Annotated in this window: 11 protein-coding genes and 1 pseudogene; 3 read left to right on the forward strand and 9 right to left on the reverse strand. The window is 71.8% G+C overall.

Annotated features, from left to right (window positions below; translation table 11 throughout):
* Positions 1 to 236: 236 nt before the first annotated feature.
* From IE106_RS07365 to IE106_RS07375, 3 genes and pseudogenes are all read left to right on the forward strand, one after another.
* On the forward strand, positions 237 to 863 hold the full coding sequence (locus IE106_RS07365; protein ID WP_189531053.1) for a L,D-transpeptidase: 627 nt from the start codon (positions 237 to 239) through the stop codon (positions 861 to 863).
* Positions 864 to 1464: 601 nt separating this feature from the next.
* Entirely contained in the window at positions 1465 to 2430 is a 966-nt protein-coding gene (locus IE106_RS07370; RefSeq protein ID WP_189531055.1) for a MerR family transcriptional regulator, read from the forward strand.
* A 76-nt stretch (positions 2431 to 2506) separates the two neighbouring features.
* Positions 2507 to 3300: pseudogene (locus tag IE106_RS07375) on the forward strand (IS5 family transposase).
* A gap of 9 nt (positions 3301 to 3309) precedes the next feature.
* Here IE106_RS07375 and IE106_RS07380 read toward each other — a convergent pair.
* From IE106_RS07380 to IE106_RS07420, 9 genes are all read right to left on the reverse strand, one after another.
* Positions 3310 to 3927 carry a TetR/AcrR family transcriptional regulator gene (locus tag IE106_RS07380; RefSeq protein WP_189531057.1) on the reverse strand — a complete coding sequence of 206 codons (618 nt, stop codon included), beginning with the start codon at positions 3925 to 3927 and terminating at the stop codon, positions 3310 to 3312.
* A 365-nt stretch (positions 3928 to 4292) separates the two neighbouring features.
* Positions 4293 to 5153, reverse strand: coding sequence for an alpha/beta hydrolase family protein (locus tag IE106_RS07385; protein ID WP_189531059.1), 861 nt, complete (start codon positions 5151 to 5153; stop codon positions 4293 to 4295).
* Entirely contained in the window at positions 5150 to 6118 is a 969-nt protein-coding gene (locus tag IE106_RS07390) for a VlmB-like protein (protein ID WP_189531061.1), read from the reverse strand. The genes IE106_RS07385 and IE106_RS07390 overlap by 4 nt, the downstream gene beginning before the upstream one ends.
* 70 nt (positions 6119 to 6188) lie before the next feature.
* Entirely contained in the window at positions 6189 to 7214 is a 1026-nt protein-coding gene (locus IE106_RS07395; RefSeq protein ID WP_189531064.1) for a DUF2156 domain-containing protein, read from the reverse strand.
* Positions 7211 to 7726, reverse strand: coding sequence for a hypothetical protein (locus IE106_RS07400; RefSeq protein ID WP_189531066.1), 516 nt, complete (start codon positions 7724 to 7726; stop codon positions 7211 to 7213). Before IE106_RS07400 ends, IE106_RS07395 begins: the two co-directional genes overlap by 4 nt.
* On the reverse strand, positions 7726 to 8175 hold the full coding sequence (locus IE106_RS07405) for a type II toxin-antitoxin system RatA family toxin (RefSeq protein ID WP_229840124.1): 450 nt from the start codon (positions 8173 to 8175) through the stop codon (positions 7726 to 7728). The genes IE106_RS07400 and IE106_RS07405 overlap by 1 nt, the downstream gene beginning before the upstream one ends.
* Complete coding sequence (locus IE106_RS07410; protein ID WP_229840125.1) at positions 8163 to 9464, reverse strand: aspartate aminotransferase family protein; 1302 nt, start codon at positions 9462 to 9464, stop codon at positions 8163 to 8165. The genes IE106_RS07405 and IE106_RS07410 overlap by 13 nt, the downstream gene beginning before the upstream one ends.
* 5 nt (positions 9465 to 9469) lie before the next feature.
* Complete coding sequence (locus IE106_RS07415) at positions 9470 to 10603, reverse strand: acyl-CoA dehydrogenase family protein (protein ID WP_308427863.1); 1134 nt, start codon at positions 10601 to 10603, stop codon at positions 9470 to 9472.
* A gap of 8 nt (positions 10604 to 10611) precedes the next feature.
* On the reverse strand, positions 10612 to 12219 hold the full coding sequence (locus tag IE106_RS07420) for an aldehyde dehydrogenase family protein (RefSeq protein WP_189531070.1): 1608 nt from the start codon (positions 12217 to 12219) through the stop codon (positions 10612 to 10614).
* Positions 12220 to 12223: the final 4 nt, after the last annotated feature.

The raw sequence follows: 12223 nt of genomic DNA on the forward strand, positions 1-12223 counted from the left end.
ACCGGCCATGAAATGCCCAAGCCCATGCGGGGACTGTGCTGACAGTGCCTGGCACTGAAACTCGATGGTGCGAGCCCCCGGGAAGCCGCCTGACGACGGACTGCTGGACGGTCACGGGGGTCGGTTGCAAGGGGGATCGGCGCCGGCATACAGCGTCCGCTCGAACGCATGACGATGCGGACGTCGCTTCAGGCACGGACCGAAGAACCAGCTGACGACACAAGATCGGAGTACTCATGACAACCGGAGCAACCACTACCACCCGGGCGCGCCTCGCCACTGCCCTCCTCGCCGTCACCCTCGTCGGCGGCCTCGCGACCGCCACCGCCCCACCGGCCCAGGCCGGGCCGGCCGCCGCGAGCCTCGCGGCCGTCACCGCCCCGTCGACCCAGGCCGGGTCAGCCGCCGCCACCTACTACCTCAAGTTCGACAAGGGATCCAACACCAACTCCTCGCTGGCGTTGATGAAGAGCGTCCCCGGGCCGGACAAGGTGATCAAGAAGTACCGGGCCGGCTCCGGCGTCACGAAGAACGAGTGCGCCAGAGAGAAGGGCTGGCTGCCGACCAAGTCGTACACGATCAAGAAGTGGCACAAGACGTACAACGGGAGCCTGATCAAGGGGTACGCCTTCCAGCTCAACGACACGAAGTGCAAGGACGGACGCACCCCGCGGACCGAGCTCTTCATCCACAGCGAGATGACCAGGAACGGCGGCCGTGGCAGCACCGAAGCCACCCGCTGGGACGGGAACGGGGACTACAAGTCCGCCGGCTGCATCAAGCTCAAGCCGGAGGACATCAAGGACCTCTACAAGCGCGGCAAGGCTGTCGGGTTCCCGACCAAGCTCGTGGTCACGAACTGACGGGAGGGTCGATACGGCCACCCCGGCTCGACCGGGCCGCCCGCCCCGCCAGAACTCGGCGGGGCGGGCGGCCCCGCATGCGTGCCGCGCCGCATGCCGACGGCATCCGTCGATGTGCTCCCGGAGCAGGCCGGCGTGGCCGGTGTGGCGGGCGTCCCCCTCGATCAGGTGAACAAGGACTCAGCACAGCGAGACCTTCCCGCCAGGAGTCGTCGCCCTCGACGTCGAGGGCGGGGGCGACGGCGGTGAACCGCGGTGGCAGGGTCCGGCCCGGCGGCGGCTTGACCTCCCCGCCGGGCATGCTGGGGCGGCACCTGCTGCCGGTTGCATCTCCCGGCCTGGGACATGGAAGAGGGCGATTGCTCCATCGGCCACGAAAACCGACGAACCCTGCCGGCACGGCGACCGCTTGGACCGAGAGGGGAGAGGAGCACCATGCGCGACTTTGCCGATAGCGAACCGTTCTCGTCGTGACGGATGAGCGGGCGAGCTGACGCGCTGAGCGTTCCAGCGGATGAGTGGTGGGCGTCGGTATGCAGGGCCGGCTTGACCCGTCCCCCAAGGGCCGGGTTTAGCGTTCTGTTGCGACGAGGAGGTGCACATGCGTGCAGGCGAGGCGGCCGCGGCCGCCGGCGTGACGATCAAGGCGTTGCGCTATTACGAGGACTGCGGTCTGCTCCACCCCGGCCGTGCGGCCAACGGCTACCGCGACTACACCGCGGAGGACGTCCGGCTGGCGGAGGAGATCCGCAGCCTCGGGGCGCTCGGCCTCACTCCCCTGGAGACCAGGCCGTTTCTCACGTGCCTGCGCGCGGGTCACGAGGAAGGCGACCACTGCGCGGAGTCCCTGGCCGCCTACCAGCGGAAGATCGAGGCGCTCGACCTCCTCGTCGCCCGGCTGGCCCACAGCCGGGAAGAGCTGATCCGCCGCCGGGACGCGGCGGCCCGGCGAGGTTTCCCCTCCATCACCGAGCCATTCGAGGAGCCCGACATGACGCTGCCCAAGGCCGACCCCCTGCCTTCCGGCCTGCCGGCCCCGGTGGACGACGGCGCCGCCGCCCACCTTCCGGGCCGTGTGCTCCCCGCTCTGTCGTTCACCGGCACGGACGGTGACGACATACGCCTGGACGCGGTCTCCGAGGGCCGCTGGGTGCTCTTCTTCTACCCGCTGACCGGAGACCCGGCCGCCGACATCCCGGAGGGCTGGAACGACATCCCGGGCGCCCGCGGGTGCAGCCAGGAGGCGTGCAGCTTCCGCGACAACCTGGACGCACTGCGAGCCGAAGGCGTCGCTCGCGTCCTTGCCCTGTCCTCGGACCGGGCCGACTACCAGCAGGCGCTCGTGGAGCGCCTGCATCTGCCCTACCCGATGCTCTCCGACCCCCGGCTCACGCTCGCAGACGCGCTGGAGCTCCCGACGTTCGAGGCCAACGGGCAGAGGATGTACCGCCGCCTGACCCTCGTACTGCGCGGCGCCACCATCGAGCACGTCTTCTACCCGGTCTTCCCACCGGACACCCACGCCGAGGAAGTGACGCAGTGGTTCCGCAACCATCGCGACGCATGACCGCATCGATCCAAGGCCGCGTCCTATGTGGTGAGGCGTCGTCGAGCTCGGTAGGGAGCGGGGTGCGTGGAATCGGATCGTTCCGGACGGGTCGTGGGAGATCGCGAAACCGCTGATCCCGCCGTCGAAGGTGCGGCCGCAGGGCGGCGGAACGCGGGACGCACCTGATGAGGCGCTGTTCGCCGTGATCATCCACGTGTCGGTGTCCAGGTGCGTCCGGCGCGCGCTGCCGCCGTGCTTCGGCATCTCGAAGCCGACCGCCCACCGGCGGTTCCCGATCTGGTCCGGAGCCGGTGCCTGGGGCCGTCCGCACGAGGCCGTTCTGCACCGTCTCGACGACGCCGGCCTCCTCGACGTGACCCGCGTCGTGCTCGACACCACCCACGTGAGGGCTGAAAAAGGGGGCTACCGCACCGGTCCGAGTCCCGTGGACCGGGGCAAGCCGGGTTCCGAGACGCACGTCCCGCCGGATGCGAACGGACTGCCCTTTCTCGTCGGCGTCACCGCGGCCGACACCCGCGACAGCGAAGGACTGAAGCCGATGGTGGAGGGTCACCACACGAGGCACGACCCCCACCGCGACCGGCACCCCAAGCCTCAGCGCCTGCATGCGGACAAAACTCACGATCGTGCTGACCTGGGCAGATGACTCCGGGGCAAGCGCATCGGCGTGCGCATCGCCGCAAGGGCATCGAGCCCGGCAAGCGATCGGGACGGCGCCGCCGGGTCGTCGAGCGGACGATGCCCTGGCTGTCCGGATACCGCCGCCTCAGCCCCCGCTACGAACGCGATCCCCGCAACTACCCGGCCTTCCTCGGACTCGCCGCGGCCCTGTGGCGCCATGAGCGGCTCGTCCGCCTCACCACGTAGGACACCGTCTCAGTTCTCGGGGAGTCGCGGGGGTGAGGCGATCGTGGCGGCGACCATCCGTCGGACGGTGTGCTCGTCGACGGTCTCCTCGAAGAACAGGCTGCGGAAGAGGATGGCTCCTGCCCACGAGTCGAGGACCAGGGAGATGTCCGTGTCCGGGGGGAGGGTTCCGCGTTCGACGGCGCGCGCGAGGACCTGCTGCGAGGAGGCCTTGCGGCCTTCGATCAGGTTGTGGGTGAGGAAGTTGCGCAGGCCCGAGTCGTCCGCGACATCCGCCATCAGGGCCGGCAGCGCCACTCGGATCTTCTGCGAGGAGTACAGGTCCGCCAGAGCGCGGGCCACGGCGACCAGTTCGGCTGCGCTGTCGCCCGTGTCCTCGTTCGGTATCGCGGGCAGCTCCTCACGCACGGCATCGAGTACCAGGGCCGGTTTGCTGGGCCAGGAACGGTAGATCGTCGCCTTGCCGACACGTGCCTCCACGGCGACTCCGCCGATGGTGAGCTTGGAATAGCCGACCTGAGCCAGTATCCGCAGGGTCGCGGAGAGGATTCGCTCACGCGCGTCCAAATCTCGCATGTGGGTGCCGGAGCGGTCCGACACCTGATGTAGGTTCCTGTTCTGTCCCATGGATTTCTCACGTCTTTCGGAGCCGAGGCCCAGCTGCTGCCGAAGATCGAGCCAGCTGAACGATCCGACTCGTTCTGTGCGGATGCGTCGTATTGAACCACTTCCCCGCCTTCGAATCCAAGGAGCGCCGGGGCGCCGGCGGTTGCCGCGGTCCCGCAATCGACCCGCCGGCCGTCCCCCGCCGGGCGGCCCATCGGCCGCCCGCCCGTACCGGCACGCCGCCGGGGCGCAGCCGGGCGGCCCGTGTTTGCCCGGCCTCCGCGAGGGCGGCCCGCACGGAGGCCAGGGCCCGCGGAACGCCCGCGGATTCCGTACACAGCACCAGCGCGCCCGCCGCCCGGTCCACTCCCCACCGTCCCCGGCGATCAGAGTCCGTCGACCCATGCGCGGATCCGCGCCGCCACCGGTGCCCCCTTGCGGGCCCAGCGTACGTGGTCGACCCGAACCCCCTCGTCCGGTTCGAAATGCCATCGCTCCACGACTGCCGAGGGCAGTGCGGCGCACAGGCGGTCCACTGCCGCCGGCGGAGCGAGGGAGTCCCCGGTGACGGAGACGGCGAGTACGGGAAGGCGCACCGACGCCAACCGCTCCGCGTACACGATGTCGGAGCCTGAGGGCTGGAACCGGCCGGTACGGGCGATCCTGGCCCAGTCCCTGATCAGCCGCGCCGGCTGCCGGCCCGCGAACCCGAGCCGGTGTCCCGGGAAGTAGCCCCACAACCGGGCGATCACGGAGGCGAGCTGCGTGCTCAGCAGTACGCGCAGCCCGCTCAGGCCCGGGAAGCCGCGGAAGTCCACCGACCCGGCAGCCACGAAGATCAGACCGTCGACGCCCTTCGGCTCCCGGGCCGCGTACAGGACGGAGACCTGGCCGCCGATGCTGTGCCCCAGGAGGTAGAGGGGAACGCCGCCGAAGCGCTCCCGTACCGCTGCCACGGTCCGAGGCCAGTCCCGTGCGGCGAGTTCGTCGTATCCGTAGCGGGACGTGCGGTCCGGCCGCGGCCCGCTCTCGCCCTGTCCGCGCAGGTCGGCTGCGACGGAGGCGATGCCCAGCTCCGCCAGCTCGGCGCAGAACGGGGCGTAGTACGAGGCGTCGACCGCCATGGCCGGCCAGATCAGCACCACCGCGCGGGGTGCCCCGGCCGGCTCGGTGACCCGGGTGACGATCCGCCGCGGGCCGTCGTCGCCGTAGGCCGGCAGCGGCACCTCCCAGCGGGCCCCGCTCATCGGGGGGAGTCCGACAGGAGCATGTACGCCAGGCGGGCCTCCTGAGTCTCCTGCGACCAACGCCCGGCCGCTTCCATCCGCTCCTCGATACCGGTGTCGATCAGCCGCCGGCCGGGCCAGATCTCGTAGTCGCCGATGAACTCGGCATGCTGGGCGAGGCCCTCCTGGAAGAACGACTCACGGCGGAACAGCACCTCCTCCATGGGGAGCTTCTCCCACAGGCGGCGGCCCTCCGCGACCAGATCGAGCAAACGGGGGCGCTGCTCCGGGTGCTCCGTCAGGTAGCGGCGTACGACCGAACTGCCGACCGCGAGATGCCGGATCTCGTCCATGTTCGCCCCGCGTTCCACCAGCGCCGCCGAGGGGTCGAGCGGGCGCCATTTGCGCTCGCTGAGCTCGGCGGCCGGCGCGAGGACGCCCTCCACGAGGACGGTCAGCACCAGGACGCCGCCGTGGAAGTCGCCCTGGTCGCGCAGGACCTGGAGGCCGAACTCCTCCAGCGGGTCCAGTACCGCGGCCGCGGTCGTCGAGGAAGTGCGGGCGACCTCGGCCTCGATCTGCGCGGCGGAGAGGCCCACGCGCAGCAGGTGCTCACGGAAGACACGGGCGTGCCGGGCCTCGTCGATCAGCTGCGTCGCGAAGAACTCCAAGTCATCGGTGCCGGAGGCGTGGAAGACCAGGAAGGACAGCGCACGGGCGGCCTTCTCCTCCGCCAGGTGGCGGAAGGTGAACTCGTCGACGAGGGCGTTGCGCAGCGGGCCCGGCTCGCGGACCGCCGCGGTCGGTCCCTCGTCGGGTACCGAGCCGTCGGAGAGCCGCCGCAGCATGGTGCCCGCGACATGGCGAAGCCAATACGGCAGGTTGCAGTCCTCGGTGGTCAGTTCCAGCGTCCGGGCGCCTTCGAGCACGCTCGGGGCGCGGTCCCAGTCGGCTTCGACCGGGGTGGGGGTGGCGGCGGGGGTCATGGGAGTGCCTCCTCTTTCTTCTGGATCCTCTGGTGGTTTGCTTCGCGGCGCTTCGCGGCCCTCGCGGACGTCAGACGGCACCGGCGGTTCTGAGCAGGTGCCAGACGCTGGACAGCCGCACCCCGGTCTGGAAGGCGATGTACTCCGGCTCGATCACGTGCGGCGCCCACTTGAGCTTGAACGCCTCCTGTGACCGCGCCGGATAGATCAGCCGCCCGTGCTCCCCGACCAGTCGCAACGCCCGCGCCAGCCCCCGGCTCGCGCACGCCGGCTCGTGCCGGTCCTCGAAGCCGGCGAAGGGGGTCAGCCCCAGGTGCAACCAGGGCGCGCCCTCCTCCCGGAAGCGGCCCAGGGCGGTCAGGTTGACCAGCTCCACGGTCCCGACCGGGGCCCGCGGCGAGCGGCGCGTCAGGTCGTACAACCATCCCGGCCGGCTACCCCACACAGGGGAGTAGGTGATGTAGCCGACGGTCCGGCCTTCGTGCCGGGCGAGGAACGTGCGGCGCAACGGGGCGCCGGGGCCGCCCCGTTCGCCGATCAGGAACGACAGCTCCTTCACGTGGCGGCCCTTCGCCGCAAGCCACTCGGAGTCGATGGCGTCGAGCTCGTGCCGGTCTCCGGGATCGCCGGGATCCGTCTCCACGACGGTCACACCGTCACGCCGGGCCCGGTTGACGTTCTGCCGGACCTTCGCCAGCTGCCGGCCCCGCAGGGTGAAGCGACCGAGATCGATCCCGTACGTGCTGCCCACCTGGTTCACGGTGAACCCGCGCTCCGCGTAGAGCTCCACGTCCGCCCGCCCGACCTGCGCCGCCGTCAGCCGGGGCGCGGGTCCGGGACCGGCCGCCAGGTGCAGCAGGAACTCGTCCAGCAGCCCGCCTCGCTCACCGGGCTCGGCGAACGGAGCCGCGAACTGCACCACGTCGCGACGCCCCCGCCGCGTGTAGGCGACGAGTCCGTCGGCGTTGCGGCCCGTGTACCGGCGGGTGTCCCGGTTGAGGGCGAGCATCGCGCTGGGGTGATCGGCGTGGGCGCGCAGCAGGTCCAGGGCCCGGGCCGCGTCCCGGTCGGCCGCCGAGACGGGCCCCGCGCTCATCCGCGGCTCCCGGCAGGCTGCCGGGGCTGTCCGCCCCGTGCCGCCCGGACCGGGGACGAGGGGGCCTGTCCGTTCGGGTCCAGGGACGCCTCGAACGCGGTGAACGCCGGATGGGGTGCCGGTTCGAAGGGGACGGAGAACGGCTTGAGGAAGTTGCCCAGCAGGCCGCGGTCCCCGCACAGGTGCAGCGGAACGGCGAGCAGCGCCCATTCCCAGCCGAACAGCCATGCCCACAGACCCACGACCGCGCCGGCGGTGAGCCAGCTGTGCATCGTGTTGTACAAGACGTAGTACACACGCGGGACGGGACCGCCCCTCGCCCTGCGGTGGGCCAGAGCACCCGGTATGTACCCGATCAGGTCGATGTACAGGAACAGGCCGACGGCCACCGGCCAGCGCACCTCGTCCCAGTGGGCGATCAGCAGCCAGGCGCTGATGAGCAGGCCGGCCAGGTACTCGCCGCGCAGCAGCCGGTACGTCGTACGCGATTCGAAGCGGTTGGCGGCGTCCACTACGCGCCCTCCCTGCCCAGCAGGGCCTCCAGGATGGCCGCGATGGTCTCGCGCAGCACCCGTTCGGCCACCGGGTCGATGATCCCGGACAGGCTCGGCAGGCCGAAGTCGAACGTGGCCTGGAACCGCACCACGCATCCGGGGGCGTCCGGGCCCGCTGGCGCGACCTCCCACCGGCCCTCGAACACCTCGAAATCGCCGGAGGTCTGCCGGAAGGAGATGACCATGGCGCTGTCGTCGAAGGTGTCCTCCTCGGACCAGGACAGCACCCCGTTGCGGAAGTCCACCTCCCAGTCGCTGCCGATCACCGCACGGTCGGCCGCCGGGTGCACCTCCACCTTCCGCACGATGGCGACCAGTTCGGAGTAGCGCCCGAAGTCGCGCACCAGCTCGTACGCCGCCCGTGCGTCGACGGCGGCGCTGCGGTGGTCCAGTTCTACCGATCGCAACTCAGCTGCTCCTTGTTCGTGTCATCGGTCCGCGGGAAGCGCCCGCCGAGCGCGCGGGCGGCCCCGTCGACCGCCTCGGACAGCTCGTCCGCCTCCGCGTCACCGAGCACCGCGGGCGGGGTGAAGCGCACGACCGTGTGCGCGTTGAGCGAGTGATTGACGATGACGTGGCGGTCGAGCAGCTCCAGCAGGAACTCCCCGGCGGTGCCCGCGTCGTGGAACTCCACCCCGATGAGCAGCCCCACCCCGCGGACCTCGCGGACCAGGTGCCCGCAGTGCTCGGCCACGGAGCTCCGCAGCCGGCCGAGGAACACGCGGCCCAGCTCCGCCGCCCGCTCGGTCAACCCCTCGTCCCGGATCACGTCGATCGCCGCCTCGGCGGCGGCCATGGCGACCGGGGCGGCCGAGAACGTCGACGTGTGGATGAACGGATCACGGTCGAAGACCGCGAACGCCTTCTCCGTGGCGATCGCCGCCGCCACCGGGATCACGCCGCCGCTCAGCGACTTGCCGGCCAGCAGGATGTCGGGGGAGACGGCCTCGCGGTCCGCTCCCCACCAGGCCCCGAGTCGGCCCATCCCGGTCTGGATCTCGTCGAGCACGAACAGGGCCCCCGTGGCCCGGCAGACGTCCGCCACCTCCTTGAGATAGCCGTCCGGCGGGATGACGACACCCGCCTCGCCCTGCACCGGTTCCAGGATCACCACGGCGTCCGAGCCGTCCGGTCCGATCTCCGCGGCCAGTGCGGCCGGGTCGCCGTACGGAACGTGGGAGACCAGTGGCAGCAGGGGCCGGAACGGGTCCTGGTAGAGGGGTTTCCCGGTGACCGACAGCGCGCCGAGGGTCTTGCCGTGGTAGCCGCCGTGCGTGGCGATCACCCGGCGGTGGCCGAGGCTGCGGGCCATCTTCAGCGCCGCCTCCACCGCCTCCGCGCCCGAACCGGTGAAGTGCACCCGCTCGAGCCCCGCCGGGCAGACCGCGGCCAGTGCGGCCGCGGCCCGCGCCGCCGACGGCTCAAGCAGCAGCCGCGTGGCCAGCGGCAGCGTCCGGATCTGCCGCTCGACCGCGGCGACGACCCGGGGATGGCAGGCGCCGGTGAGGAAGACCCCGTACCCGCCGGCGTTGAGGAACTCCTGGCCGTCGGCCGTACGGACCCTGCAACCGGTCGAAGAGACCTCGACGTGGCCGCCGAACATCTCGCCGAGCTTGCCGCGCCCCCGGCTCAGGTGCGCCTTGTACCCGGCGACCACGTTCTGCCCTGCGCGGTGGGCCCGCGGAGCCGCGCTCACGCCGCTCACCGGACCCGCAGGGGAGCACCGTCGCCGTGGTCGAGCAGCGCCTGCGCGGAAGCCGTACGGGACGGAGGGTGGAAGGCCAGCGCGCGGCTGACGGCCAGCAGGCTCCCGATGTCAGGAGAGGAGGCGAACGCCATCCCGCCGAGCACCTCGGCGGCTCGGTCCGCGACGTCCACCAGCAGGTCCTGGACGGCGTACCGCGCCGTGAGGGACGCGGCCAGCTCGTCGTTGCCCACAGGGCCCGCGTCGACCTGCCGGGCGACGTTCTCGGCCAGGCCCGCGGCCGCCTCCACGCCGGTGACCAGGGCGGCCCGGTCGGTGGCACTGCCGCGCCCGGCGGCCACCGCCGCCTCCGCGAGCCGGGCCACGGCCCCGGTGTACGCCGAGGTGACCAGCAGCTCGAACCAGACGAAACCCACCGTCTGCAGCGTGTCCAGGCCCGAACCCAGTTCGACCTGGGGCCGCAGCATCAGCTCCTGCGGCACGTGGACGTCCTCCAGGCGGATCTCGTCGCTCTCCGCGCCGGCGAGGAAGGGGGCGCCCCAGAACTGCTTGCGGGTGATGCCGGGGGACGTGGCCGGAACCAGCGCCACCCCCAGCTCCGTGCCGCCCTGCCCGTCGGCGGCCGGCAGCGCCACCCCGGCGGTCAGCAGGTCCATCGAGTGGGTCAGACTGCACGGCTTCTTGACGCCGTTGACCAGGAAGCCGCCCTCCACCGGCACGGCCGTGACGGACGAGTCCAGGATGCCGGCGCCGGTGCGGCCCTCGGCGAACCCGGACGCGACCAGCAGCCGGTCGCGGGCGATGGCCTCGATCAGCATCCACTCCAGGCCGCTCGCGTCCTCCGAGGCGACCAGGGCGACCAGGCTGGCCACCGAGAAGTTGTGCATCGCGGCGGCGACCCCGAGCGAGGGGGAGACCGCTCCCAGCGCCCTCCCGACCCGCACGGCGTCCAGGGCGCTCGCGCCCCCGCCCCCGTACGTAGCCGGAATGAGCAGCCCGGGTCCGCCGGCGCGGCGGAAGGCGGCGAGACCCGGCCCGCCCGGCGCCTCGAGTGCCGCCAAGGGCACGTCCCGGAGCTCCCCGGCCAGCCCCGGGAGGTACTTCTCGCATGCCTCGCGTGCACGGTCCATCGTGCGCATCAGGCCGATGCCTTCCTCGTGAGATCGGCGAACACCGCGTCGGCGGGCCGCACTCCGCGCGCCACGCTGACGCCTTGCAGGTGGGAGGTGCGCAGTATCGGGTAGTTGGCCTCGCCGCCCGGGCCGCCGGTCAGGCCCGTGCCGCCGTGGGTGGGCAGGACCGGGAGGAACCCGATGTGCGAGTCGTTCACCTTGAGCAGCCCGCCACCCCGCACCCCGGCCAGGAAGCGGTCGATCACCTGCTGGTCGCCGGTCCACAGCGAGTTGCGCAGCCCGTATTCGTTGGTGTTGACGAACTCCACCACGGCTTCCAGCAGCCCCCGCGCCTCCTGCTGCTCCGGGACGACGACCGGCAGCAGCGGGAAGAAGGTCTCGTGGCGTACGGCTTCCAGGTCGCGGGCCCCCTTGAGGCCGTCGACACGGACGACGGTGGGCTCCAGGAACAGCCCGCCCACCTCGTCCTGCGCGCCGGTGACGTCCAGTCGGCGCCCGCCGCACACCAGGTGCGCGCCGCCCTCCAGGGCCTGGTCCAGCACGGCCTTGAAGAGGTCGGGCCGCAGCACGGGCGAGAGCAGCGTTCCCGGCTCCTCGGGGAATCCCGGCCGGATGGTGGCGGCCCGCGCGGCGAGCTTCTCCAGCAACTCGTCCGCGACCGCCGGGTGCACCACCGCCACATTGGGCACCATGCAGATCTGCCCGGAGCCGTAGAACGCCTCGGTGAGTGCCTCGGCGGCCAGGTCGAGGTCCGCGTCGTGCCAGACCACGCAGATGTCGTTGCCGGCGAGTTCGAGGACCGGCTTCTTGCCTGCGGCCACGCACCGGGCGCCGAATTCGATCCCCTGCCGGCTTCCGCCGAAGTACATGACGTCGGCGACGAGCGGGCTCTCCAGCCACGTCCGCATGGTGGAGGGCGCGTCGGAGCAGAGCACCGAGAGCGCCGCGGCGGGAGCGCCGACGGCCTCCAGGGCCGGCGCGATGAGCTCCCGCAGGATGTGCATCACCCCCAGCGGCGCACTGCGCGGGGCCCGGACGACCAGCGCGTTTCCGGCCGCCAGTGCCCACACGCCCAGTAGCACGTTGGCGACCGTCGCGTTCTGCGGCGGGTTCAGGCAGACCACCCCGTCGGCGACGCGGCGCACCGTCAGCTCGCGCTGCGCGGTGCCGACCCGGTGCTCCATCTGGGACGCGAGGAACTCACGTGTCTCCGGGGCGGTGTTGGCGAGGATTCCGGAAGCCTCCCAGCGGGCCAGTGCCGAGGGATGCCCCTCCGCGATCATCAGGTCGACGATCTCGTCGTACTTCTCGCGCACCAGGTCGTGGAAGACCTCGACCAGCCGCAGCCGGGTCGCGAGCGGGGCGGCCGACCACTCGGCGGCCGCCCGCGCGGCCGACTGCAGCGCTGCCCCCACCTCGTGCTCATCGGCGACCGCGCAGCGCCCGATCACGTCCTGGGGCGCGTCCTCGGGGGCGATCCGCCCCTGCTCCAGGCCGCGCTTGGTCCGCACGGACCCGAAGAAGTCACGCAGCATGGCCGAGGCGCGCACGGTGTACACCCACCGGGTGCCCGGCCGGTCCTGCCCGTCCACGTAGGAGCCGTAACTCAGCATCGTG

It is taken from the genome of Streptomyces roseolilacinus (genome assembly GCF_014649335.1).
In the GTDB taxonomy this organism is placed as follows: domain Bacteria; phylum Actinomycetota; class Actinomycetes; order Streptomycetales; family Streptomycetaceae; genus Streptomyces; species Streptomyces roseolilacinus.

What these genes read in the sequence shown, in the direction of transcription:
- IE106_RS07365 (WP_189531053.1), top strand. Translation starts at nt 237, where the DNA reads ATGACAACCGGAGCAACCACTACCACCCGGGCGCGCCTCGCCACTGCC.
- IE106_RS07370 (WP_189531055.1), top strand. Translation starts at nt 1,465, where the DNA reads ATGCGTGCAGGCGAGGCGGCCGCGGCCGCCGGCGTGACGATCAAGGCG.
- IE106_RS07380 (WP_189531057.1), bottom strand. Translation starts at nt 3,927, where the DNA reads ATGGGACAGAACAGGAACCTACATCAGGTGTCGGACCGCTCCGGCACC.
- IE106_RS07385 (WP_189531059.1), bottom strand. Translation starts at nt 5,153, where the DNA reads ATGAGCGGGGCCCGCTGGGAGGTGCCGCTGCCGGCCTACGGCGACGAC.
- IE106_RS07390 (WP_189531061.1), bottom strand. Translation starts at nt 6,118, where the DNA reads ATGACCCCCGCCGCCACCCCCACCCCGGTCGAAGCCGACTGGGACCGC.
- IE106_RS07395 (WP_189531064.1), bottom strand. Translation starts at nt 7,214, where the DNA reads ATGAGCGCGGGGCCCGTCTCGGCGGCCGACCGGGACGCGGCCCGGGCC.
- IE106_RS07415 (WP_308427863.1), bottom strand. Translation starts at nt 10,603, where the DNA reads ATGGACCGTGCACGCGAGGCATGCGAGAAGTACCTCCCGGGGCTGGCC.
- IE106_RS07420 (WP_189531070.1), bottom strand. Translation starts at nt 12,219, where the DNA reads ATGCTGAGTTACGGCTCCTACGTGGACGGGCAGGACCGGCCGGGCACC.